Source organism: Nakamurella aerolata, assembly GCF_013002705.1.
Lineage (GTDB): Bacteria > Actinomycetota > Actinomycetes > Mycobacteriales > Nakamurellaceae > Nakamurella > Nakamurella aerolata.
Map to the genome: position 1 here is coordinate 221697 of NZ_JABEND010000006.1, position 23787 is coordinate 245483.

The window sequence follows — 23787 nt, forward strand, 5'->3', positions numbered from 1 at the left end:
GCTAGACCGGCGCCGGCGCCGCCGGAACGCTGGGCGCCGCCGGTACGCCGGGCCTGGCCGGGCTGCTGTCGCTGGGCAGCGGCAGTTTGCGCAGCCGCAAACTGTTGAACACCACCAGGAATGACGACAACGCCATCGCCGCGCTGGCCAGCAGTGGGTTGGCGAATCCGGCCACCGCCACCGGCACGGCGGCCACGTTGTAGCCGAAGGCCCACCACAGGTTCTGCCGAATGGTGGCAACGGTGCGATCGGACAGCACCAGGGTGTCGACAACCCCGTTCAGGTCGTCGCGCAGCAGCACAACGTCGGCGGCGTCGATGGCGACATCGGTGCCGGTGCCGATCGCGACACCGAGGTCGGCGGCGGCCAGCGCCGGAGCGTCGTTGATGCCGTCGCCGACCATCGCGACCGTGCGGCCGGCGGCCTGCAGCTCGCCGATCAGCTGCACCTTCTGCTCGGGGCCGACGCCGGCGTGCACGTCGGTGATCCCGATCGCCTTGGCCACTCGCTCGGCGGCGCGGCGGTGATCTCCGGTCACCAGCAGCACCTGGACGCCCTGCTCCTGCAGCGCGGCGACGGTGGGCGCCGCGGAGTCCAGCACCGAATCCTGCAACGCCAGCAGGCCGCACACCCGGCCGTCGACGGAGACGGTCGAGGTGGTCAAACCCCTTTCCTGGTACCGGGTCAGCGCCTCCAGCAGCTCGTCGGGCAACCGGGTGCCCATGCTGCCGGGCGAGCCGACCAGCACCTGGTGCCCGTCCACCACGGCACTGATGCCGCGGCCGGCGACGGTGCGGAACTCGGTGGCAGCGGCCAGCTCCGCGTCGGGGTGCTGCTCGGCGGTGGCGGCCAGCACCGCCGCGGCGATGCTGTGCTCCGATCCCGACTCGGCCGCGGCGGCCAGCAGCAGCCAATCGCCTGGGGCGTCGGCCGTTTCGGCCTGACCGACAACGGTGAGCCGGCCGCTGGTCACCGTGCCGGTCTTGTCCAGCACAACGGTGTCGACCTGACGCCCGGTCTCCAGGCTGTCCTGTCCGCGGACGAACAGCCCGCTGACGGCGCCGCGGCCGGCGGCGGCGAGCAGCGCCACCGGGGTCGCCAACCCGAGCGCGCACGGGCAGGCGATCACCAGCACTCCCAGCGCCGCCGTCATCCCGCAGCTGAACGGCTCTCCCGCGATCAACCAGCCGGCGAGCGTCGCAGCGGCGATCACCAGGATCACCGGCACGAACACCGCAGACACCCGGTCCACCATCCGCTGGGTGGCGCTTTTGCGGGCCTGCCCCTGCTCGACCAGGTCGATCATCGCGGCCAGTCTGGTGTCCGACCCGACGGCGGTGGCCTCGATCACCAGCCGACCGTCAACCACCAGGCTGCCACCGGTGATGTCGTCACCCGGGCGCAGCGGCCGCGGCACGTGCTCACCCGTCATCGCCGAGGTGTCGACCCCGGCGGTGCCATCGCGTACCACCCCGTCGGTGCCCACCCGCTCGCCCGGCAGGCAGACGAACCGCTGGCCCTGCTTGACTTCTCGGGACGGGATCTCCATCAGCTGCCCGTTCGGCAGCAGCACCCGCACCTCGCGGGTGGCCAGCTCGGACAGCCGGCGCACGGCGTCGCCGGCCCTGGCTCTGGCCCAGGCCTCGAGGTACCGCCCGGCCAGCACGAACACCGTGATGCCGGCCGCGGTCTCCATGTAGATCGATCCGCTATGGGTCAACGCGCCCCAGAACCCGTTGGGCACCGGCACGTTCGGGTCCATGGTGAACGCCGTGACCAGCGACCACACCGCCGCCACCGCTACCCCGAGCGATACCAGGGTGTCCATGGTGCCGGTCAGCCGTGCGCCGTTCTTCAGCGCCGCCCGGTGGAACGGCCACGCACACCAGGTCACGATGGGAAGGCTCAGACCGAGCAGCACCCACTGCCAGCCCGGGAATCGGGCGCCGGGCACCAGGGCCACCACCAGCGACAGATCGGCCACCGGGAAGAACAACACCAGCGCCACCAACAGCCTGCGCAGCAACGACTTCGCGTGGCGCCGGTCGGCCACCGACCGCTGATCCACCGCGCCCGGTGCCGCGACCGTCGCCCCGTAGCCGGTGGCGGCCACCGTGTCGAGCAGTCGCTGGTCGGGTACTTCGGCGGGCGCGTCAAGGGTGGCGGTGCCGGTGGCGTAGTTGACCGAGGCCCGCACGCCCGGCACCTTGCCGAGTTTGCGCTCCAGCCGGGCCGCGCACGCCGTGCAGGTCATGCCGGTGACGGCCAGCCGCACCCGCCGGTCGGCCGGCGGCGGCGGATCGCTGGTGGCGCCGTCGGTCTGCGGTGGTGTCGAACCGGCGCCGGTTGGCGTCGAGCCGGTGACGTCGATCGTCATACCGACATCCTCGTCGCCGTGGCGGTTCTCGCCGGGTGGGAGGTCGCCGGGTGGGACGGCACTGGGTGGGAGGTCGCCGGGTGGGATGGCACAGTGTCGCTGGTTGCGGTATCGGCTGTTGCGGTACCAACTGTTGCCGTTGGGGCTTTTGCCGGGTCATCGCCTGCCGGTTGGTCCGGCCCCGAGTCGCGGGCCACTGGAGCCAGCTGGACGGCCAGCCTTCCCGTCAGCGGATGCGGCGGCAGTTGCGCGCGCACCCCGAACACCCTGCGGATCAGGGCATCCGACAACACCTGCGCCGGCGCGCCTTGAGCCACCACGGCGCCGTAGGCGAGCACCACCACCCGGTCGCAGTAGGCGGCGGCATGGTCGAGGTCGTGCAGTGCGGCCAACACCCCGACATCAAGTTCGGACAGCAGCTCCATCACCTCCAGCGCCGATCGCACGTCAAGGTGATTGGTGGGCTCGTCCAGGATGAGGAACGGCGCACCCTGACACAGCGCCCTGGCGATGAACACCTTCTGCCGCTCACCGCCGGACAGCGATCCGACCTGCCGGTCGACCGCCCAGTCTAGTCCGACCCGCCGCAGCGTCGCTGCCGCCGCTTCGGCGTCCGCTCCGGCCCGGCCACCGAACCGGCTGCCCATCGAGATACGTCCGGTGGCAACGGTTTCCAGCACCGTCATCGATGCCGGGTGCTCGGGCAGCTGCGGCACGATGGCCCGCAGGGCCGCGACCCGGCGCAGCGGCAGCCGCAGCAGATCGGCCGAGCGCTGGCCGTCAGCGGTGGCGCCGTCGGTGGTGGCTGGGTCGGTGGTGGCTGGGTCGGTAGCGGGCTCGGTGGCGGCAGGGTCGCCGGTCAGCCGCACCGACCCGGCGCCCGGCCGCAGCGACCGGTACAACACCCGCAGCAGTGTCGACTTGCCGGCACCGTTCGGCCCGAGCAGCCCGACCACCTCGCCCCGACCGACGGACAGCCCGACCTGCCGCAACAACTGCCTGCCCTCACAGGTCACCTCGATACCGTCGAGGCGCAGCGCCGCCGGTTCCCCCGCTCTCATCCGATCTCCTTGCGGCGCAACAGATACAGGAAGTACGGCGCGCCGACCACCGCGGTGATGATGCCGATCGGCAGCTCACTGGGCGCGGCGAGGGTGCGGGCCCCGAGATCGACCAGCACCATGAAGGCGGCGCCGAGCAGCAGCGCCACCGGTAGCAGTCGCCGGTGGTCGCCGCCCACCAGCAGCCTGGCGACGTGCGGAATCACCAGCCCGACAAAGCCGATGCCACCGGCGGCCGACACCACGGCGGCGGTCAGCAGCGATCCGGCCAACAGCAACCGGATCCGGAACCAGTGCACGTTGATGCCCAGCCCGAAAGCCGTGTCGTCGCCGGCCGCGATCCCGTTCAGTCCGCGCACCGACAGCAGCAGCACCGCGATGCCGGACAGCACCAGCGGTGTCATCGTCGCTAGCGCCGTCCACTGCACCCCGGCCAGGCTTCCCATCAGCCAGAACATGATGCCCTGCAGCTGGCCCGGGGCAATCGACAACTGCACGAACGAGGTGACGGCATTGGCCAGGTAGGCCACCGCCACCCCGGCCAGAATGAGGCGCCGGTCGGCCATCCGGCCGCCGCGCTGCGCCAGCAGGAAGACCACTACGACGGTGAGGCAGGCGGTGCCGAACGCGGCCCCTGTCACCCCGAGGCCGGCCAGTGCCGCCGGTGCCGCGACCGGCATCAGCACCGCTCCCAACGACGCGCCCGACGACACCCCCAGCAGGTACGGATCGGCCAGCGGATTGCGCACCAACGCCTGCAGGCAGACCCCCGCTGCGGCCAGCCCGGCTCCGGCGAGCGCCCCGGCCAGCACCCGGGGAAACCTGATGTCCCAGATGATCTGGTCGGCCAGCGGGTCGGCTGCCGGCCGCCGGGTGAGCCGGTCGAACAGCACGCCGAGCACGGTGCCCGGCGACAACGGAACAGAGCCGATCGCGGTGGCCGCCACCATCGCCGCCAGCAGCACCGCGACCAGCACGATGACGGCGGGCAGCGCCGGTCGCCGGGGGCGGCGCCGCGGTGCCGGCGGCTGGGCCGCCGGGTCACCGGCTCCCACGGTCGTCGGCACCGTCGAGGTCACCAGTCGGCGTCCGGGTGTACGGCTTTCGCGATCTTCTCCACCGCCAGGTAGTTGAGCGGGCCGAAGTAAACGCTGTCGGCCACCGGGACGAACTGGTTCCCGCTGGCAGCGGGCCAGCGTGGGTATGTCGAGAACAGTTGCCCGGCCAGGTCTTTCAGATCGTCGTCCGCGGTGAACAGCCCGATGGCCAGCAGCTGCACGTCCGCGGCGGCGAACTGCTCGGCGTTCAGTTTGCTGGTCATCTCGGTGTCGGCGCCCGCGAACACGTTGCGGGCCCCCGCGGCGGCGAGGATGTCGTCGTAGAGCTTGCCGGTCATCACCGCCGGCAGCCCGTTGCTGTTCATCATCGACATGCCGGGATAGGCGATCAGCACGTTCTTGGTGGGCAGGCCCTTCACCTTGTCCGCCACTGCGGCAAGCCGGTTCTTGGAGGTGGGCGATCACCTCGGCGGCCCGGTCGGGTACCTGAAACACGTTGCCCAGCAGGGTGATCAGCTGGTACGAGCTGCTGATCGTCCGTTCGGCGTAGGCCTGCTTCTCGGCGGCGCTTGCGGCCGGGTTTCCGGCCGCGCACTTGGCCGGGTTGATCAGGCTGTTGATGCCGGCGGCGGCCAGCTGATCGCGGGTGGCGAAGCCGAACTTGGCGTCGAAGGCGGCGGCAGATGTGCCCAGCACCAGATCGGGCTTGGCGGCGAGCACCTGCTCGGCGGGGATGTCGCGGTTCTTGTTCGGGGTAAGGCCTCCGTCCGGCAGCGCCTGGATCTTGCTCGAGATGTCCGGTGCGTCACTCACCGCGTAGTGCTGGGCGTTGGCGAACACCGCGGACTCGAGCCCGAGCAGCACCATGGTCTGCGCCTCGGCCATGGAGTTGCCGTTCATGATCAGCACCCGTTGCGGCGCCGCCGAGAAGGTGACGCTGCGGCCGCAGTTCTCGATCGTCATCGGATAACCGGCAGGCGCGGCGACGCCGGAACCGGCCGAACTCGCCGCGCCGGCCGAACTCGCCGCGCCGGCGGAACTCGCCGGGCCCGCCGAACTCGCCGCGCCGGCGGAGCTTCCCGCGCCGGCCGAGCTTCCCGGGCCGGCGGAGAGGCCGGTTTCGGTACCGCCGGAGCTCGCCGTCGTGCTGCCAGGGCCCGACGTGGCCGGGGCGGCGCTGGTGGATCCCGTCGCACTGCTGTCGTCGGTACCGCAGGCCGCGGTCACGCCCAGCACAGCTACCAACGCCAGGGCCAGCACAGTGCGCCGCTTCACGCCATGATCCTCATTTCGGTATCGGTGGTCTCGGGTACCGGTGTTTCAGGTACCGGTGTTCATGTTTCGGTTGCTCGGCTATCGATCAGGGCGCACCGCATCGCCGGTCCGCACCCACTTCCGCTGTGCCGACCGGGCAGGTAGTCGGGCGGCGCCGCAGGCGAGTTCCCGAGCCGCTCGGCGTCGTTGCCGGGCCCGCCGAGCCGGGGGCGGTCCCGCGCGCGGCACCGGCGCGGCGGCCGCGGCCCGTCGCGGCGTCGTCCGGGCGAGCGCATCCGGCGCCGTGCCGAGCCCGGTGCCGCAGCAGTCGCGGCAGCAGTAGCCCCCAGCAGTATCGACATCGATCACCGGAATCATTTGCTGTCAACACCTTTCGGGCCGACGCCGCCTCGAAATGGCACCGGCCTGCGGGGTACAGTCCGGTCCGCTGACGTTCAAGCCGATGGGAGGTGGCTGTGACTCGCACCTTTCGAACCTCCAAGGCTCGACACTCCAGCGCTCCAACCCCCAGCACCCCCACCCTCGCCAGCCACACCAGCGGAGGTTCCGAGCCAGGGGTCGCCGATCTCAGCAGCGTCGGCTCCGGGAGTTCCGCCGACGCCGGCAGCTCCGGCAGCACACCACTCACCGGCGGGACGGGGCCAGGTGGTCGCTGGTCGGTGCTGCTTGCGGTGCTCGCCGCCGCGGCACTGGCCTGGGGCGCCGCGTTGGCCGCGGGCGCCTGGGCCGGGGCGTCCGTTGGCGCAGCCACCGACGGCGCTGCCGGCGCGCTGACGCTGGCCCTGGTGCGGCTCGGTTTCGACCTGACCGCAGCCCTGACGGTGGGTTGGCTGTGCGTCGGCGTGCTGTGGTTGCCGCCGCGGCATTCCGGCGCGGCGACGCCGGCGATCCGGCGGGCCTGCCGCGCAGCCGGGGCGACCGCGGTCGGTTGGGCGGCGTGTTCGGCGCTGTTGCTGATCAACGTGTGGGGGCAGCGGGCCGGCGGCATCGCGCTGCTGGGTGGTCTGCCGCAGCCGTCGGGGCCGGGGATGGCCGCGGAACTCGGCAATCTCGCCAGCGCTCAGACCGGCTATCTGATCAGCCTGGGTCTTGCCGCCATGGTGGCGCTGCTGTCGCTGGGCAGCGGCAGCGAACCGGCGCGGGTCGTCATGCTGGTGGCGGCGGTCGGGGCGCTGGTGCCGAGGGCCTTCATCGGCAACAACGCCGACCCGTGGAACCGCGACTACGCCATCGACGCCACGTTGCTGCACACGGTCTCGGCCGCGGTGTGGCTGGGCGGGCTCGCGGCGGTGCTGACGATCCTCTACCGAGGGCTCCCGGCGTCCACCTACCGCACCGCTCCGGCGCATGACGACGGCACGGCGGCCGGGCCCGACGCCGTCATGGCGGCGCTGTGGCGCCGGTACCGCAGCGCCGCGACGGTGGCAGCGCTGGTGGTGGCCGGGTCCGGGCTGGTGTTGGCCCTGGTGCGGCTGTCGGGCACCAGCCCGCTCCGGTCGGCATATGGGCGGCTGTTGCTGCTCACCGTCGGGCTGACGGTGGTCGCCATGGCGGCACTGCTGGTGGTACGCAAGCGGTTTCACGGTGCGCCGGGGTCGCCGCCGCGCAGCCGTGCCGGGTCGCTGCGGGCCGGCCTTGTCGAGGTTGCCCTGTTGGCGGTCGCCTTCGGGGCCTCGGCCGCGCTCGGCGTCATCGTTCCACCCGGCCCCGGTCACCAACTGACAGCGGCGCAGAGCATCCTCGGGTTCGATCTGTTCGGCCCGCCGACACTGTGGAAGCTGTTGTGGTACTGGCGGTTCGATCTGCTGTTGGGCGGCGGCGCGGTGCTGGCGGCGGTGCTCTACCTGCGCGGGGTTCGGATGCTGGCACGACGCGGGGTGCACTGGTCCGGCAAGCGCACCACCGCATGGTTGTGCGGCACCGGGTTGTTGCTGCTGGTCACCTCGTCCGGGCTGGATCGCTATGCGCTGAGCCAGTTCTCGCTGCACATGATCCTGCACATGTCGATCGGGATGCTGGTTCCGATTCTGCTGGTGCTGGGCGGCCCGTTGACGTTGGCGCTGCGCGTGCTTCCCCCGGCCGGACGGACCGGAGTACCCGGTCTTCGGGAGGCGTTGCTGCGACTGCTGCACAGCCGGGTGGTGCGGTTCGTCAGCCATCCGGGGTTTGCCGTCCCGCTGTTTGTCGGGTCGTTCTACGCGATCTACTTCACCGGCCTGTTCGGGTTCCTGATCTCCACCCACGGCGGGCATCTGGCGATGAACCTGCACCTGCTGCTGGTGGGCTATCTGTACTACTGGCAGGTGATCGGCGTCGACCCGGCGCCGCGCCGCTATCCGGCACTGTTCCGGCTCGGCCTGCTGATGGCGCCGATCCCGTTCCATTCGATCTTCGGTCTCACCGTGATGAACTCGAGAACGCTGATCGCCGGCGACTACTACCACTCGCTGGGGTTGCCGTGGATGACGAACCTGCTCAGCGATCAGAAGCTCGGCGGCGCCATCGCGTGGGCGTTGGCCGACATTCCCACCGCGATCGTGGTGGTATCCCTGGTAGCGCAGTGGTTCCGCAACGACGAGCGGGAGTCGCGGCGCATCGATCGCCGGTTCGCCGCCGGTCGGCCGGACCAGGAGTTGGCCGCCTACAACGACATGCTGGCCAAGCTGAACCAGCGTGACGGCTCGGACCCCTACCAGCGCGGCGATCCGCGCGGTTGACGGCTCGGCAGCCGAACGATTCAGTCTTGAATGGCTCGGTATTGAATGGTTCGGTTTGGATGATTCGGTATTGAACTGATTCAGTACTGAACTGATTCCGGAGCCGATGATCGGTCGGCGGGCTCAGTAGTCGAACGGCGCCGGGTCGCCCGCGCCCACCCGCACCACTTCGGGGTGGCCGTCGGAGAAGTCGATCACGGTGGTCGGCTCGAGGCCGACAACACCGGAGTCGATCACGGCGTCCACCTGGTGATCGAGCTCTTCCTTGATCTCCCAGCCGTTGATCGGCGGGTCCGCCTGGCCGGGCAGCAGCAGCGTCGAGGTCAGCATCGGCTCGCCGAGCTCGGCCAGCAGCGCGTTGACCACCGGATGGTCCGGAATGCGGGCACCGACCGTGCGCTTCTTGGGGTGCAGCATCTTTCGCGGCACCTCTGCGGTTGCCGGCAGGATGAAGGTGTAGCTGCCGGGGGTGGCGGCGCGCACTGCCCGGAACACCGCGTTGTCCAGATGTACGAACTGGCCGAGCTGCGCGAAATCGCGGCACATCAGGGTGAAGTGATGCTTGTCGTCGAGCTTACGGATACGCACGATGCGGTCCTTGGCCTCGGCGTTACCGAGTTGCGCACCGAGCGCATAACCGGAATCGGTCGGGTAGGCGATCAGGCCGCCGTCGCGGATGATGCCGACGGCCTGGCGGATGGCCCGCGGTTGCGGGTTGTCCGGATGCACATCGAGGTAGCGGGCCACTCTCCAGACGCTAGCCCACCAGCCCCTTCGACCGGAATACGCTCGGGTTCGCGCAGTTGTCGGCCGACCCGCACGCCTGCGGTCCGGCTGCGGGCGTGCGGCGCGCCGCCGGGTGCGCGAGCCGCACGGGTACGCACCAGCGTCGTCGTCAGAAGTCGAGCAGGTCTTCCAGGAAGCTCTTGGCCTTCTTCTTGCGCTTGTACTTCTTGTACTCGTCCTTGCTCATCGGACGGCGCACCCGGCTGTCGTAGTAGTGCTCGTCTCCGGAGTCTTCGTAGTAGTCGCGGGAATCCCGGGCATCACCGTGCGACTCCCGCGGCGCCGGTCGCGACGCCGGCGCGGCCGGAACCGGCTCGCCGGGTTGGGCGTAGTAGGACGCCTCGGCCCTGATCAGGCGCTCCAGCTCACCACGGTCCAGAAACAGGCCGCCGCATTCCGGGCACTGGTCGACCACGACGTTGTTCCGCTCGTACTGCGTCATCACGTTGTGACATTTCGGGCACAGCAGCTGGCTCATGCCACCAGTGTTCCAGCACAACAGCGTTCCCGGGAGGTCTCGCGTCCGCGCAACCGGCTGGTCTACCGTCAGCCGATGACGTCAGCATCCCCCTCGCGCCGGCCAGGTCTTGCTGCGGTCGCGTTCGCGCCGCTGCTGTTGTTGGCGGCGGCGTGCACCTCGCAGTCACCGGCGGCGAGCAGCGCCACCACATCGTCGACGCCGCCGCCTTCCGGCGCCGACGCGGCAACCGCTGGCGGGGCGCCGTCGTCGGGCGGGGCCAGCGGGTCGCGGTTGGCTGCCGTTCAGGCGGCGAAGAAGCTGCGGGTGTGCACCACCGGCGATTATCGGCCGTTCAGCTACCTCGACCCGAAGACCAAGAAGTTCACCGGCATCGACATCACCATGGCGCAGGATCTTGCGGAGAGTTTGGGCGCCACACCGGTTTTCGTCCAGACCAGCTGGTCGGATCTGCTGAGCACCTTCACCTCCAGCTGCGACATCGCCGCCGGCGGCATCTCCATCACCACCCAGCGGGCCAAGCAGGCGTTCTACTCGGTGCCGACGCTGACCGAGGGAAAGACGCCGATCACCTTGTGCGGCAACGAGTCCAAGTACTCGACGGTGGCTCAGATCAACCGGCCGGGGGTGCGGGTGATCACTCCGGTGGGTGGCACCAACGAGGCCTTCGCCGACAAGAACTTCCCGAAGGCGCAGATCATCCGGTTCGACGACAACAACTCCATCTTCGACCAGATCGTTGCCGGCAAGGCCGATGTGATGGTCACCGACGCGTCGGAGACCAAGTGGGTGGCGCACACCACCCCGAAGCTGTGCGCCGTGCACCCGGACAAGCCCTTCGACTTCAGCCAGAAGGCATACCTGCTCCCCCTCGGGGACGTGGTGTTCCAGCAGTACGTCGACCACTGGCTCACCATCGCGCTGCACAACGGCACTTACGCGGCCGCCGAAAAGCCTTGGTACGGCTGAGCTTCAGGCTCAGAGCTGGGTGAGCACCCGAGGTCCGTCGTCGGTAATGGCGACGGTGTGCTCAACGTGGCAGGCCACCGACCCGTCGGCGGTGGCCACGCCCCAGCCGTCTGCGGTGTGCCGGTAATCGTCGCGGCCACCGAGCTGCAGCATCGGCTCGAGGCACAGCACCAGGCCAGACTTCAGCTTCGGCCCGCGATGTGCCCTGCCCTCGTTCTCGACGAACGGCGAACCGTGCATCTCCCGGCCGATGCCGTGGCCGCCGTGATCAGCCAGCAGACCGTAGCCGTCGGCCCGCGCGGTCTCACCGATCGCATGCGACACGTCGCCGAGTTGGTTGCCGCGGCGCATCTCGGCGATGCCGGCGGCCAGTGAACGTTCGGCGGTGTCGATCATCTTCAGCACCGCGGGGTCGGGGGTGGGACCGAGCACAAAGGTGAGGGCGGCGTCGGCACACCATCCGTCCTTGCTGCAGGCGAAGTCGACGCTCACCACATCGCCGGGTTGCAGCTGGGTGCCGTCCGGGATGGCGTGCACCACCACGTCGTTCACGCTGACGCACAGCACAGCGGGGTACGGCGACGGCGCCCATGCCGGGTGGTACCCGACGTAGCACGATTCCGCGCCGTTGTCGGAAAGCACCTGCGCCGCAACGGCATCCAGATCTTTACCGGTGACCCCGGAGTCGAGCTGCTCGACGGCTGCCTGCCGGGTGGCGGCCAGCACCTTCGCCACCACCTGGCCGGCTTCGGCCATGGCGTCGATCTCTCCTGGCGTGCGGAGTTCCATCTGTTCCTCTTTCCTGCCGACGTGCCCGCCGAGCTCGCGGTATTACTATACCCAGCTGTTCGGTATTACTATACCGAGCATGGTGCGTCTTCCCCTCAGCCAGGAGCAACGGGACTACGGCCGCCGCCTCGGCGCGCTGCTGCGGGAGGCCCGCGGCGATCGTTCGCTGCCGGACGTCGCCGTCGCCGCCGGCCTGTCCGCCGAGACGCTGCGCAAGATCGAGACCGGGCGCATCGTGACGCCGTCGTTCACCGTGGTCGCCGGCCTGTGCCGCGAACTCGAGTTGTCGCTGGACGAGCTGGCGCGGACGCTCACCGCACCGTGCGACGAGCTGGCGGTCGAGCAACGACCGGCAGGTTGACCCGGAACGGCCGAACGTCCGCCGAGAGCGGTGCTCCGCCCGCACCGGCGTCAGCGCGACAACGGCCGGCATCTCCCCAACCGGCGCGATCGGGCCGGGCCTGCCACGAGCACAACCGTTCCGGTACGCCACAACCGTTCCAGCAGACTGCAACGGTTGTGACGTACCAATTCAGCTGTGCTGGTGGTCAGATCGGGCACCCGGCTTGGCTGCCGCACGGGCTCACCACGCCTGACCCCGCCGTCGCGGGTCAGCGGCCGCGACCGGCGCCCGACTGCGAGGAGTAGACCGTGCGGGCACTGCGGCCGCCCGACGAGCGATTACTGGCCGCGCGAGCACCGGAAGGGCGAGCGCCGCCCGAGTGAGCACCGGTCGAGCGGGCACCGCCACGACCCTGTGCCGGTGCGGCCGACTCGGCGCCGCGGCGCCGGCGAGCGTTCGTCGCTCCGCGTTCGGCCGGACGCTGACCGCTGCCGGCGCGAACGTCGGCCGGCTGGGCGCCGCGGGTGCGCGAGTTGCCCTGTTGACCGGACGCGGCGGCCGGGCCCCGGGACCGGCGGCGGCGGCGCGGCCGGTCCGAATCGGCGGCAGTGGCCGGACGCCCGTCGGCCTGGTGCTGTCCCCGTGCGCTGCGGCCGCGACCGCCAGCGCCCCGTCCTCGCCCACCGGCACTGCGCGCACCGCCGGTGTTGTCCGTGGAAGCGGACGCCGAACTCGACGCTGCTGCGGCCGCCGCCGTGGACGTCCGTGCCGCGGGGGCGGAGCTGACCCGGGCGCGCTCGCCCGGTGCCAGCTCGGCGAGCAGCGGGTGCCGCGGGTTGACGGCGGTGGTGGTGGCGGTGATGCCGGCCTTACGGGTCAGGTCGCGGACGTCCTTGACCTGTTCATCGGTCATCAAGGTGACGACGGTGCCGTCGGCGCCGGCCCGGGCGGTGCGGCCGGACCGGTGCAGGTAGGCCTTGTGCTCCACCGGCGGATCGGCGTGGATCACCAGGGCAACGTCGTCGACGTGGATACCGCGGGCGGCGATGTCGGTGGCCACCAACGTCTTTGCCGCGCCGGAGTGGAAGTCGTCGAGGTTCCGGGTGCGAGCGCCCTGCGACAGGTTGCCGTGCAGTTCCACCGCGGGAACACCGGCGGCGTTCAGCTGGCGGGCAAACTTCTTGGCGCGGTGCTTGGTCCTGGCGAACACCACGGTGCGACCGGGAGCCGAGGTCAGGTCGACCAAGACCGGCAGATGCTCGTCGGTACGCACCTGCAGTACGTGGTGCCGCATGGTGCCCACCGGAGAGGTGGCCGGGTCGGCATGATGGGTGACCGGGTTGCTCAAGAAGCGCTTCACCAGCACGTCGACCCCGGCATCGAGGGTTGCCGAGAACAGCAGCCGCTGACCGGTTTTCGGGGTGTTGTCCATGATCCGCCGCACGCCGGGCAGGAACCCGAGGTCGGCCATGTGGTCGGCTTCGTCCAGGACGGTGATCTGCACCGCCGACAGGTCGACGTAACCCTGCCGCATCAGGTCCTCCAGCCGGCCGGGGCAGGCGACGAGAACGTCGACACCGCGCCGCATACCGTCGATCTGCGGGCCGGCGCCGACGCCACCGAAGATCGTCTGGTGGGTGAGCCCGAGCGCGGCCGCCAGCGGCTGCATGGCCGCGACGATCTGGCTGACCAGCTCGCGGGTGGGCGCCAAGATCAGCGCACGCGCCTGTTTCGGCGCCCTGCGATGCGGCTGAGCCGCCAGCCGGGTGAGCACCGGCAGCAGGAAGGCATACGTCTTGCCGGATCCGGTGCGGCCGCGGCCGAGCACGTCGCGGCCGGCAAGCGAATCCGGAAGAGTGGCAGCCTGAATCGGGGTTGGTTGGGTGATTCCGTTGCGGCGCAACACATCTACCAGTGCTGCGGGCAGGTCGAAACCAGCGAAATCAGTGTCTGAGGACACGGGTGGGTACGTCCAATCACGTCGTTGGGGTGTTTCGCCCGGCGCGAGTCTCAGCAGATCGGCGCTGCGCATCGATCCGGGGATCAAGGCAGTCGATCGGTAGCAGAACGAGAAGCCGTACTCGCGGCGCAAGAGCTGACAACACCGAAAGAATGCGGGCCCGAGGCGAAACTGGGCGAGCCCGATGCACCAAGTCTACCCGAACGACTACATCTCTTCGTGAGTGTCAGGGTCGCCGCCGAAGAGCCTGCCGTCCGGACGGCCGAGCGCGGAGATGGCGGCGACCTCGCCGTCGGTGAGCTGGAACGAGAAGATGTCGATGTTGCTGGCCTGCCGTTGCGGGTCGGCCGACTTGGGGATCGGGATGGAGCCGATCTGGTACTGCCAGCGCAGGATCACCTGTGCCGGGTCGACGCCGAGACGTTGCGCCGGCGCCACGACGGCAGGCTCGGTGAACGGCGCCTGACGTTTACCCAGCGGACTCCACGATTCGGTCTGGATGCCGAGGGTGTGGTGCACCTCCAGCATGCCGATCTGCGGGAAGTATGGGTGCAGTTCGATCTGGTTGACGGCCGGCACCACCCCGGATTCGTGCATCACCGTGCGCAGGTGCCGTTCGGTGAAGTTGGAGACGCCGATGGAACGCACCAGACCGTCCCGCTGCAGCTGTACCAGCGCCTTCCAGGCCTCGACGTACTTGCCGATCCGCGGGTTGGGCCAGTGGATCAGTTGCAGGTCCAGATAGTCGGTGCCGAGCCGCTGCAGCGAGCCGCGTACCGACGCGATCGCCTCGTCGTAGCCGTGGTCGCGGCCGGGAATCTTGCTGGTGAGCTGAATCTGGTCGCGGGGAATCCCGCTGCGCCGCACCGCTTCTCCCACCGCCTGCTCGTTGCCGTAGTTCACCGCGGTGTCGAGCAGCCGGTACCCGGCCCGCAGTGCACTGGTGACGGCCTCGACCCCCTCGGAACCGTCCAGCGGGTAGGTGCCGAACCCGATCGCGGGCAGCACATTGCCGTCGTTCAGCGTGCGGGTGGGGATCTCCGTCATGGGCTCACGCTAACGGCTGTGCCACGAAACAGCACGGCAACAGCAGGCCCGATCACGGCACCCGGTGCGTCCATTCGCTGCGGCCGAACTTATCGGCCACCAACCGTTCGGCGGCGGCCAGCTCGTCCCGGGTGTAGCCGGCGTCGCGAGTGGCGTACCGGCGCCGGAACGAGTCGGCGAACGAGTCGAGGATGGCGGCGCGGGCCATGCCGGTCTGCGACCGCATCGGGTCCACCCGCTTGTTGGCCGACGTGGTGCCCTTGTCGCTCATCTTCTCCCGGCCGATGCGCAGCACTTCCAGCATCTTGTCGGCGTCGATGTCGTACGCCATGGTGACGTGGTGCAGCACCACTCCGGGATAGCGCTTCTGCGCCGCCCCGGCGATTTTGCCCTTGTCCGAGGCAATGTCGTTGAGCGGCAAGTATTTTGCGTTCACCCCCACGTCGGCCAGCGCGGCGATCACCCACTCGTCGAGAAAGGCGTACGAGCGCTCGAAGCTGAGTCCTTCCACCAGCGATGTCGGTACCGCCAGCGAGTAGGTGATGCAGTTGCCCGGCTCCATGAACATGGCGCCGCCGCCGGAGATCCGGCGCACCACGTCGATGTCGTGCTTGGCGGCACCGTCCGGGTCAATCTCGTTGCGGTAACTCTGGAACGAGCCGATCACCACCAACGGCGAGTCCCAGTCCCAGAAGCGCAGGGTGGGCGGGCGGGTACCCGCGGCCACCTCCTTGGCGATCACCTCGTCCAGCGCCACGTGCAGCACCGGCGCCAGCACCGTCGCCGGCACCACGTCGAAGGTGTGGTCATCCCACCCGGTGGCGTGCCCAAGGGCGCGGCGCACCGCGATGCCGACCGCCTCCGGGTTGAAGCCGATCATCTGCACGCCGGGACGCAGTGCGCCGGTGATGGCCTGCGCCAGCTGGTCGGCGCCGGCCGAGGTCGGCATGCCGGTCAGCGCGGCGTCGATGTCCTCGAGCGCCTCGTCCGGCTCCAGAAAGAAGTCGCCGGACAAGCTCACCCTGGCCAGCCGGCCACCCCGGGCGGCGACGTCGACGGCGACCAGTTTGCCTGCCGGCACCTTGTACTCGCCGTGGTAGTCGCCGTCGGCCACCTCCGGTTTGACGCCGGGATCAACGCCGCCAACACTCAGCTCGCTCATGTGTGGTGCAACCCCGCCGCGGCGATTTTCGTTCCCCGGCACCGGGATCTGCCCGGCCGCCGACTCAGGTGTTGCCCACGGCGATGGCGAACACGTGCATGCCGCTGTTGCCCGGCAACGTCACCGCCACCAGTTCCTTGCCGGCCGCCACATGGACGGTCGAGGAGAACAGCTTGTAGTCGGTGGTGGTGTTGGCCAGGCCCTGTTGGGTGTAGCGGCCCTTGCTGGTCGCGGCCAACGTCGCGTCGTAAGGATTGGTGTTGGTGCAGCACCAGTTCGGGTAGCCGGCCTCGCCGGTGCTGGTGGTGCCGTCGCTGTAGTGCAGCGTCACCTGACCGCCTGCGCCGTTGCCGCCGATGCCGGTGCCCAGCAGCCCCAGGGTGTTCCCGCTACCGCTGACGGAAATGGTCTGCCCTGCTGCCGGGACGTTGTCGGCGGCGGCAGGCGGTACCGCCGGCCAGGTGTACTGCAGCCCGTCGGCGGCGACCGGCTCACCCGGCTGCACGCCGGCGGCCGCCAACTGCTCGGCGGCCAGGCTGTTGCCGCTGCCGTCCAGGTTGCCGCCGGAGTAGCTGCCCGCATCTGTCACACCGTTGTTGCTGTAGGCCTGCGCCAGATCGGCGTAGGGAACGGTGAACTCCGCGCTGACATCGGTGCGGTACCGCGAGCCGCCCGCGGTGTAGTCGGCCTGTGCGGTCAGCGTTATCCGCTGCGGTTTCAGCCCGGCCGCGAGTTTCACCGGTACCTGCACCGTGGCCGACGCTCCGGGGGCGATGGGGGTCGGGAAGGTCACCGGCTCGGCGGTGACGCCGGCGGTGGCGGTGGTGACGGTGGCGGTCGCGGCAGTCACCTCGGCGCCGGTGCTGTTGGTGAAGGTGACGGGCACCCGAACCGTGGTGCCGGCGGCGGCCAGCTTGGGCACGTCCATGCTGACCCTCGCCTGCGAATAGTCGGGGTCGGCGACCACCGCGGACGCGCCGTCGAGCACCACCGTTGCGTTGCTGCCGGTCGGCACCGCCGGGGTCTTCACCATGGCGACGCCGGTCGCGGTGTTGTAGAACCAGCCGGTGACGGCCCGCTTGAAGGCGGCTTCGGTTGCGGCCTTGCGCAGCGGCTGGCCGCCGACGGGTGACGGTGCTGGGCGCTGCCGGACTGTGCACCGTCAGGTCGTAGCTGCGCCGGCTGGGCTGTCCGTCGTACTTCCCTTGCGCCGCACCGATGTTCACGGTCACTGTGCCCCGGCCCGCCTCGGGCGCCTGCACGGTGAATTGCTGAGTGGCGGACTTTCCGGCGGCAAAGGCGCGGGTGACGCCGTCGTCCTCGTACAGCGAGAACTCGCCCTTGCCCTTGGGATACACGTCCAGCGTCAGCCGAGAGGTGTCGCGGGTCTGCCACGACGTTGTGCCCTCCGGCCACATCGGCACCACCGCGCCGCCGCGGACGAACAGCGGCAGCTTGTCCAGCGGCGCGTGATAACCGTCGATGGTGGTCGGACCGGTGTAGGTGCGGCCCGTCCAGTAGTCGACCCAGGTGCCCTTGGGCAGGTAGATGCCGTTGCGCACCTCGGTGTCGGAGTACACCGGAGCCACCAGAAAGTCCTTGCCGGACAAGAACTCGTACTTGGCCTTGTCGCTCGCCGCGACCGGATCGTCCGGGTACTCCAGGTACAGCGGGCGTACCTGCCCGACGCCTGTCGTCGCGGCCTGCCGGCTGTAGCTGTAGCTGTAGGGCAGCAGCCGTTCTTTCAGCAGCAGATACTTCTTGTTGATGGCGGTGTACGGCTCCCCGTACCGCCACGGCTGTTTGTCGGACTCGGCCCAACCATCCATCGTCATGGTGGTGGGCAGGAACGCCTTCCACTGCAGGTCACGAACGTAGGTCTGGGCCGAACCGCCGAAGATGCCGTCGACATCACCGGTGTTGTAGGCGATCCCCGACATGGTCGAGGCGGCGTAGGTGGGAATCTGCCAGCGGATGTAGTCCCACGAGCCGGCCTGATCGCCGGACCACAGCACCGCACACCGTTGCGCTCCGGCCCACGAGTTCGGTTGGTAGACAAATTTGATGGCGTCCAGCACAGGGTGCCGCCACCGGCATCGAGCAGGCCGGCAAGAAGGGCACGGCGAAGGTGGTCGGTTTCGACGCGGGACCTGACCAGATCGCGGCGTTGAAGGCCGGCACGGTGCAGGCGCTGGTCGCCCAGCAGCCGGAGACCATCGGGGTGGACGCCGTGCAGCAGGCGGTGCTCGCGCTTGACGGCGGAACGGTGACGCCGGACATCCAGACCGGGTTCTCGATCATCACCCCGGAGAACGTCGACGCCACCACCGCTGCCTACAAGTCGCAGTGCTGAGCCGCTGACGGATGGCCGATTGACCGGCGCCGGCGCTGTTATGCACCGGCGCCGGCGCCGGTGTGCACCGGCCGGGCCACGGGCCTACCAGCGGATGGGACCGCTGGCGTCCACAAAGGTTCCGGAGGCGGCGCCGGCCGGCGCGGTGGCTGCGCGGACGACCACCTCGGCGGCCTGTTCCGGCGCCAGCGGGGCGTCCTTGTTGGCCGGCGTGAGGTCCGTCCTGACAAAGCCGGGGCAGACCGACGTCACCACAATGCCGGTGTCGGACAACAGCTTTGCCAGGCTGATGGTCAGGCTGTTCAGTCCGGCCTTCGCGGCCTGGTAGGCCGGAACCGTCATGGCATAGAACGGCGCGGCCGGATCGTCCTGCTCGGCGAGCGAGCCCATCCGGGTGGAAACGTTGACGATCCGGGCCGCCGGGCTGTTCCGCAGCAATGGCAGCAGCGCGTCGGTCACGTACATCGGACCGGCAAGGTTCACCGCCAGGGTCTGCCGCACCGCGCCCGGGTCGGCCAGCGGCGCCCGCGGCGCGGTGGCCTCGGGTACCGCACCGGCGTTGTTGATCAACACGTCGACGGCCGGGTAGCGGTCGGCGACCGCATCGGCCAACTGTGCCACCGCTTCTGGGTCGGCAACGTCGACCGCGATTCCGGTGGCCTCGGCGCCCCTGGCACGTAGCCGCGCGGCGACAGCGTCGGCGGCGGCCGGCGTTTGCGCCGTCCCGACAACCGCGAATCCAAGGTCGGCCAGCCGGTCGGCAACCGCCGCGCCGATGCCCCGGCTTGCTCCGGTCACCACGGAGACCCTGGTTGGTTCTGATTCTTGCGACATCTCAGCACTCCTGGTGATGGTGGCGGTGATGCTTGCGCCGAGCTTTCCGCTGCGCGGCAACGGTTTCAGTGTTGCCGAGGCCGGCGGTCCGGCGCTGGCGGGTATCGGACCGGGCGTTGCGCCGGCGCCGCCGGAGCCCGACCAGCCGCGCGAACCCTGGCGCGAAATGTGCGCGCCGACAGCAACTACCGGTTACGTTGGCAGCTATGTCGGAAATCCGGCCGGGTGGAGACCTGTTGCGGCAGCGACGAAGGGCCGCCGGCTTGTCACAGCAACAGCTGGCTGCCGTCGCCGGTGTCAGCGTGCGCACGGTACGCAACCTGGAGAACGGCAGCCACAGCACCAGACCGTTCCCGGCCACCATCGCCGCGCTGGGCGACGCGCTCCGCATGTCGCTGGAGGAACGGGCGGCGCTGCTCGACAGCTGGAATGCCGCCAACAGCAGCAAGAGTTTTGCCGATCTCGACCTGCGGCTGGCCGTCATCATCGACGCGCTGCGCGCCTCCGGCGTCGCCAACAACGCCGACTACCGGGTGCTGCATCGCACCCGACGGATCAAGATCGGTAGCGACCGCACCATTTTGTGGCAGACCGAAGAACAGCTGGTGGTCGCCAACAACGACGGAGTGCAGCGGCTGTTCATGCTGTTTCCGTCCGACCCGTCGTTCGATCCGGCCGACATGGCGTTCAGCGAGGTCGAGTCGTGCGGTCTTGATCAGCGACTGGTACAAGACGTTCTTGTGGTCGAGATCGATCTGGGGCAACCGTTGGCAACCGGCGAGCAGCGATTCATGTCGTTCCGCGCCGACACCCATCGGCCGGGGCCACTACAGTCCAGCCGGGGCCGCACCCTGCAGCCGCAACGGGTCGTCACCTCCGGCTTTCGCCGAGGGGTGGACAGCCTGGTGATCCACGTGCAGTTCGACGGGCCGCGACCGGAAAAGGCCTGGACCCTCGTCCGGCCGGGCCCTACCGCCACCGACGAATTGACGCCGGTGGAGCTGGACTCCTGGGGCGGCTTGACGATGGCCGGCCAAGACCTGCCACCGGCCACTTACGGCCTGCGCTGGGAATGGTGAATGTGCCAGCTGCGCGAGCCGCTCACCAGCAGACGTCCGCGCTCAGTCCGCGGCCAGCATTCTGAGCAATTCGGCGCGATACTCCTTACCCGCCAATACTTTCGAGCCTGCCTCGGCTCCTGAGTCGGCCCCGGATCCAATGCGGAGTTGCAGCGTGCCGAGATAGGCCGCGTAACAGATGCGGGCCCTGGCTTCGGCGCGGCGCTGCGGCAGACCGCGGCGGCTGAACAACTCTCGCAGATAGTCGATGCGCATCCGATGCACCCGCGCCACCGCGGGCGCCACCTGGGCATCGTCCACGGCCGACAGCAGCGCCCACTCCAGGGCCGGGACCACGGCGCGGTCCGCCAGCGCCACCGCCAGCAGCGCGGCCAACCGGTCGTTGTCCGCGTCACTGTCGCCTCCTGCAACGGTCCCGGAATCGGGCCCGGCTACCGGATCCGACCCGGCTCCCGACTCGATCTCAACGATGACGTCGGCGGTGGCGCGCTCAACCCAGTCGGCAAGCACCGCGTCCAGCAACGCGGCCCGGTCTGTGAAGTGCCAATAGAAGCTGCCCTTGGTAGTACCGAGCCGGACGGCGAGCGGCTCCACCGCCAGCGCGGCAACGCCGCGCTCGGCGATCATGTTCGCGGCGCCGGCAATCCAGTCGGCGCGGGTCAATCGGCTGCGGTGGCTGGGCGGCACACCGTCAACCGTAGCGACCCCAGTGCCCGGACGGCGACGTCGGCCACAGCGCACTCCACTATCCATACGGTGGCGTATAGTACGCTCAACCATACGCCACCGAATGGAGCGAGCGATGAGCTGGACCACCCGCACAGCCACCGGAATCAGCAACGTCCATCAGCGCCACACGCCCGGACCGCTGAGCCGGGCCGGCGAGCTGCTCGAGTTGGTCGCCGCACCGGAAAACCCGTTGTGGCCCAGCGATCGCTGGCCGCCGCTGGTGCTCGACAACGGGCTGGAACCCGGTAGCGACGGCGGCCACGGCCCGATCAGGTACCGGGTCGTCGAGCACCAACCCGGGCGCAGCGTGCGCTTCGCCATGGACGATTCCATTCGAGGTGGACACACGCTCAGCGTCGAGCCGGTCCCGGGCGGCCCTGGCGAACCGGAGCAGGTGTGCTGGCGCCATGAGCTCGTCATCGAACGGCCGTCCCTGCTGATCCGCGCGATCGTCGTCCCGCTGCACGATGCACTGCTGGAGGACCTCCTCGACGGCGCCGACGCCGCGATGCGGCAGCGGCCGCTGCGCAGGCGGACACTCTCCCGCGGGGTGCGGGCCCGGCTGTGGTTGATGGAGCGAGTCGAATCGCCGGCGAAGGCGGCCGGGCGGGTGGGTCGGCGGTAGCGTCTGTGCTCATGTCAGCACAGGTCGAGTCCGGCTCCGACGCACCCACCGCCGTCCATCCGATTGCCAGCGCGTGGTTGGGCAGCGAGCGCACCGGCGCGAAAAACTACGACGAGTTCGCCGACGACGCCGAGATCACCGAGGCGATTCGCCGGCGGCCGGAGTCGGCGCTCGCGGTCGAGATGCCGCACCGGGCACCGGATTCGCCGGAAACGTTCGACGCGGCACTCCCGTTGGCTCGCACCCGATTGCAGGCGCTGGAGCGATCCGGAGCGCTGCGCCCGGTGTCGGACGCGGTGCTGGTGTATCGAGTGACCGACCCGACCACCGGCCGGGCTGGGCTCGGGCTGTGGGCGATGGTTGACACCGACCAGATCTCCACGTCCGCGGACGAGCCGGGGTTGGTGATCCGCAACGAGGACGTGTTCGCGGCCAAGGTGGCCGAACGCGTCCAACTACTGCGAACTCTCGGGCGGGCGTTGTCGCCGGTGTTGTTGATCCAGACCCAAACCGGCGCCGAACTGGGCGCCGAACTGGCCCGGTTTGTCGAGCGGGCCGGCGCACCGGCCGTCTCCGACAACGCCGAAGACGGTACGGTGCACGAGATTTGGCCGGTTCCGGCGGCCGATCCGGTCGCCGCCAGGCTGCTGGCGCTGGCCGGCGGCGGCGCGCTGGTGGTGGCTGACGGCAACCACCGCAGCCTGGCGGCCCAGCAGTCCGGCATTCCCCGGTTTCTCGCCGTCATCACCGCAGCCGATGCCCTCACCATCGCGCCGTATCACCGGCTGGTGCGCGCCTTGCCGATGCCCTACGACGAGTTGCTCGGCGCACTGCAGGCCGCGGGCGCGACCGTCACCGACGCACAGGCCACCGGTGCGGCAGGAGAAGATCCGCGGCTGCCCGACCCGGCGCCGGGAACCGTGGTCCTGTACGGCCGCTCCGGTGGACCAGGCCGCGCTGCCGCCGTGCGGCTGCCGCCGCCCACCCCGGCCGACGCCGAAACCGCCGGCGCCGTCGGCAATCTCGACCATTCACGGGTTGAGGAGGTAATTCTCGGGCAGCTGCTGCGGCTGGACCCCGGCGACAAGCGGATCACCTATGTCGGCGGCTCCTACCCCACCAGCTACCTGGCCGACCAGGTGGACTCGGGTGCGGCCGATCTGGCGATCGCCATTGCCCCGGTGAGCGTCGAGCAGTTCGTCGCGGTGAACCTCGAGCGCGAACAGATGCCGCGCAAGTCGACCTGGTTCGTGCCGAAGGCGCGGGCCGGGTTGGTGATCGCCGAGGTGTCCCCTGCCGACTAGTCGCGCACCGGCCGGGCAGGCTCAGACCCGTTGTGCCGCTGTCCATTCGTCGAACGACGGCCCGTCGATGATCGCGCCGGCGGGGGCGGCAGTGCCCCGCCCGCCCGCATGCGTTCTTCGGTGCCGCCGGGCAGCCATTGCTCAGCCACCTCCACCTCGTCACCGGCGAGCTCGGCCGCGACCCTGACCTGATCGGCGACGGTACTGCGCTGCGGGCCGGCCAGCTCGACGGTCTGACCGATGGCATCGTCGCCGATCGCCAACCGCACCAGGTGGGCCGCCACGGTGGCGATGTCGACCGGCTGGGTTGGCTGGGTCGGCACCGAGACCCGCCGTCCCCGGCGCATCCACTGCAGCACCTGGCCACCGTACGAGTGAAACTGCGTCGCCCGCAGGATGATCCATGGAACCTGGCCGGCCTTGGCGGCCCGCTCCTGCGCCAGCTTTCCGGCATAGTGCGGCCGCTCCTCGTTGCCGTCGATCCCGACGATCGACAACGTCACGATCCGCTCGACACCGGCAGCGGCGGCGGCACGTTGCAGCTGCTGAGCAACCGAACTAAAGAAGGCGACCAAGTGGCCGGCGTCCCGATCGGGCGAGCTGGTGACGTCGATGACGGCCGTCACCCCCGCCAGCAGCTCGTCCAATCCCGAGCCGGAGACCAGGTCGACACCCGCGCTGCGGCTCAGTATCACCGGCTCGACGCCCGTGGCCCTCAGGTTGGCCACCACCGCGGTGCCGACCATGCCGGTTCCGCCTGCCACTGCCACCTTCATCGCACTCTCCCGGTCTTCGGTGTTACGCGGATATTGATTATCCGCGTTGTCGGGTTGGGAGAGTG

The 23787-nt window shown here is 69.8% G+C and carries 23 protein-coding genes and 2 pseudogenes; 9 read left to right on the forward strand and 16 right to left on the reverse strand.

Features of this window, described 5'->3' with window-relative positions; genetic code table 11:
* Position 1: 1 nt before the first annotated feature.
* The 4 genes from HKD39_RS12170 to HKD39_RS12185 are packed head-to-tail and all read right to left on the reverse strand — an operon-like array spanning position 2 to position 4927.
* A complete protein-coding gene (locus HKD39_RS12170) occupies positions 2-2377 on the reverse strand; it encodes a heavy metal translocating P-type ATPase (protein ID WP_171200137.1) in 2376 nt (791 codons plus the stop codon).
* A complete protein-coding gene (locus HKD39_RS12175) occupies positions 2374-3438 on the reverse strand; it encodes an ABC transporter ATP-binding protein (RefSeq protein WP_171200138.1) in 1065 nt (354 codons plus the stop codon). The genes HKD39_RS12170 and HKD39_RS12175 overlap by 4 nt, the downstream gene beginning before the upstream one ends.
* Positions 3435-4505, reverse strand: a complete 1071-nt coding sequence (locus HKD39_RS12180; protein ID WP_212754487.1) for a FecCD family ABC transporter permease — start codon at positions 4503-4505, stop codon at positions 3435-3437. The genes HKD39_RS12175 and HKD39_RS12180 overlap by 4 nt, the downstream gene beginning before the upstream one ends.
* A gap of 8 nt (positions 4506-4513) precedes the next feature.
* Positions 4514-4927, reverse strand: coding sequence for an ABC transporter substrate-binding protein (locus tag HKD39_RS12185; RefSeq protein ID WP_171200139.1), 414 nt, complete (start codon positions 4925-4927; stop codon positions 4514-4516).
* A gap of 398 nt (positions 4928-5325) precedes the next feature.
* Here HKD39_RS12185 and HKD39_RS12190 point away from each other — a divergent pair, with 398 nt between their 5' ends.
* Complete coding sequence (locus HKD39_RS12190) at positions 5326-5466, forward strand: hypothetical protein (protein WP_171200140.1); 141 nt, start codon at positions 5326-5328, stop codon at positions 5464-5466.
* Positions 5467-6226: 760 nt separating this feature from the next.
* Entirely contained in the window at positions 6227-8488 is a 2262-nt protein-coding gene (locus HKD39_RS20570; RefSeq protein ID WP_171200141.1) for a cytochrome c oxidase assembly protein, read from the forward strand.
* 123 nt (positions 8489-8611) lie between these two features.
* Here the strand turns inward: HKD39_RS20570 and HKD39_RS12200 are convergent, their stop codons facing one another.
* Together HKD39_RS12200 and HKD39_RS12205 are read right to left on the reverse strand one after the other, a co-directional pair.
* Positions 8612-9235 (reverse strand): L-threonylcarbamoyladenylate synthase, encoded by a 624-nt coding sequence (locus tag HKD39_RS12200; RefSeq protein ID WP_171200142.1) that lies wholly within the window; start codon positions 9233-9235, stop codon positions 8612-8614.
* A 148-nt stretch (positions 9236-9383) separates the two neighbouring features.
* Complete coding sequence (locus tag HKD39_RS12205; protein ID WP_171200143.1) at positions 9384-9752, reverse strand: TFIIB-type zinc ribbon-containing protein; 369 nt, start codon at positions 9750-9752, stop codon at positions 9384-9386.
* A gap of 75 nt (positions 9753-9827) precedes the next feature.
* On the opposite strand from HKD39_RS12205, the gene HKD39_RS12210 reads away from it, so the two are divergent.
* On the forward strand, positions 9828-10721 hold the full coding sequence (locus HKD39_RS12210) for a transporter substrate-binding domain-containing protein (protein WP_171200144.1): 894 nt from the start codon (positions 9828-9830) through the stop codon (positions 10719-10721).
* Between the two features lie 9 nt (positions 10722-10730).
* Here HKD39_RS12210 and map read toward each other — a convergent pair whose 3' ends face one another.
* Positions 10731-11510, reverse strand: a complete 780-nt coding sequence (map, locus tag HKD39_RS12215; RefSeq protein WP_171200145.1) for a type I methionyl aminopeptidase — start codon at positions 11508-11510, stop codon at positions 10731-10733.
* 79 nt (positions 11511-11589) lie between these two features.
* On the opposite strand from map, the gene HKD39_RS12220 reads away from it, so the two are divergent.
* Entirely contained in the window at positions 11590-11871 is a 282-nt protein-coding gene (locus tag HKD39_RS12220; protein ID WP_171200146.1) for a helix-turn-helix domain-containing protein, read from the forward strand.
* Positions 11872-12121: 250 nt separating this feature from the next.
* Here the strand turns inward: HKD39_RS12220 and HKD39_RS12225 are convergent, their stop codons facing one another.
* From HKD39_RS12225 to HKD39_RS20575, 5 genes and pseudogenes are all read right to left on the reverse strand, one after another.
* A complete protein-coding gene (locus tag HKD39_RS12225; protein ID WP_343074697.1) occupies positions 12122-13813 on the reverse strand; it encodes a DEAD/DEAH box helicase in 1692 nt (563 codons plus the stop codon).
* Between the two features lie 207 nt (positions 13814-14020).
* Positions 14021-14860, reverse strand: coding sequence for an aldo/keto reductase (locus HKD39_RS12230; protein WP_171200148.1), 840 nt, complete (start codon positions 14858-14860; stop codon positions 14021-14023).
* Between the two features lie 52 nt (positions 14861-14912).
* Positions 14913-16022 carry a lipoate-protein ligase LplAB gene (gene lplAB / locus HKD39_RS12235; RefSeq protein ID WP_171200149.1) on the reverse strand — a complete coding sequence of 370 codons (1110 nt, stop codon included), beginning with the start codon at positions 16020-16022 and terminating at the stop codon, positions 14913-14915.
* Positions 16023-16086: 64 nt separating this feature from the next.
* On the reverse strand, positions 16087-17055 hold the full coding sequence (locus HKD39_RS19665; protein ID WP_171200003.1) for a hypothetical protein: 969 nt from the start codon (positions 17053-17055) through the stop codon (positions 16087-16089).
* A 178-nt stretch (positions 17056-17233) separates the two neighbouring features.
* Positions 17234-17350: pseudogene (locus HKD39_RS20575) on the reverse strand (DUF5110 domain-containing protein); the annotation flags it as partial.
* Here HKD39_RS20575 and HKD39_RS19670 point away from each other — a divergent pair.
* Positions 17298-17495, forward strand: a complete 198-nt coding sequence (locus HKD39_RS19670) for a hypothetical protein (RefSeq protein WP_246232521.1) — start codon at positions 17298-17300, stop codon at positions 17493-17495. The pseudogene HKD39_RS20575 and the gene HKD39_RS19670 overlap by 53 nt on opposite strands.
* An 8-nt stretch (positions 17496-17503) precedes the next feature.
* On the opposite strand, the pseudogene HKD39_RS20580 reads toward HKD39_RS19670, so the two are convergent.
* Positions 17504-18100 (reverse strand): annotated as a pseudogene (locus tag HKD39_RS20580) (TIM-barrel domain-containing protein); the annotation flags it as partial.
* 50 nt (positions 18101-18150) lie between these two features.
* On the opposite strand from HKD39_RS20580, the gene HKD39_RS12250 reads away from it, so the two are divergent.
* Complete coding sequence (locus HKD39_RS12250; protein ID WP_425488449.1) at positions 18151-18375, forward strand: type 1 periplasmic-binding domain-containing protein; 225 nt, start codon at positions 18151-18153, stop codon at positions 18373-18375.
* Positions 18376-18459: 84 nt separating this feature from the next.
* Here HKD39_RS12250 and HKD39_RS12255 read toward each other — a convergent pair whose 3' ends face one another.
* The gene (locus HKD39_RS12255; protein ID WP_212754490.1) at positions 18460-19173 is read right to left on the reverse strand and encodes an SDR family NAD(P)-dependent oxidoreductase; all 714 of its coding nucleotides are present in this window, start codon (positions 19171-19173) and stop codon (positions 18460-18462) included.
* Positions 19174-19415: 242 nt separating this feature from the next.
* Here HKD39_RS12255 and HKD39_RS12260 point away from each other — a divergent pair, with 242 nt between their 5' ends.
* On the forward strand, positions 19416-20288 hold the full coding sequence (locus HKD39_RS12260) for a helix-turn-helix domain-containing protein (RefSeq protein WP_171200151.1): 873 nt from the start codon (positions 19416-19418) through the stop codon (positions 20286-20288).
* Positions 20289-20330: 42 nt separating this feature from the next.
* Here the strand turns inward: HKD39_RS12260 and HKD39_RS12265 are convergent, their stop codons facing one another.
* The gene (locus HKD39_RS12265; RefSeq protein ID WP_171200152.1) at positions 20331-20975 is read right to left on the reverse strand and encodes a TetR family transcriptional regulator; all 645 of its coding nucleotides are present in this window, start codon (positions 20973-20975) and stop codon (positions 20331-20333) included.
* A gap of 115 nt (positions 20976-21090) precedes the next feature.
* Here HKD39_RS12265 and HKD39_RS12270 point away from each other — a divergent pair, with 115 nt between their 5' ends.
* Together HKD39_RS12270 and HKD39_RS12275 are read left to right on the forward strand one after the other, a co-directional pair.
* The gene (locus HKD39_RS12270) at positions 21091-21642 is read left to right on the forward strand and encodes an SRPBCC family protein (protein ID WP_171200153.1); all 552 of its coding nucleotides are present in this window, start codon (positions 21091-21093) and stop codon (positions 21640-21642) included.
* 11 nt (positions 21643-21653) lie between these two features.
* Positions 21654-22946: a DUF1015 family protein gene (locus HKD39_RS12275; RefSeq protein ID WP_171200154.1), complete on the forward strand. Its 1293-nt coding sequence runs from the start codon at positions 21654-21656 to the stop codon at positions 22944-22946.
* Here the strand turns inward: HKD39_RS12275 and HKD39_RS12280 are convergent.
* A complete protein-coding gene (locus HKD39_RS12280; protein WP_171200155.1) occupies positions 22943-23722 on the reverse strand; it encodes an SDR family oxidoreductase in 780 nt (259 codons plus the stop codon). The genes HKD39_RS12275 and HKD39_RS12280 overlap by 4 nt on opposite strands.
* Positions 23723-23787: the final 65 nt, after the last annotated feature.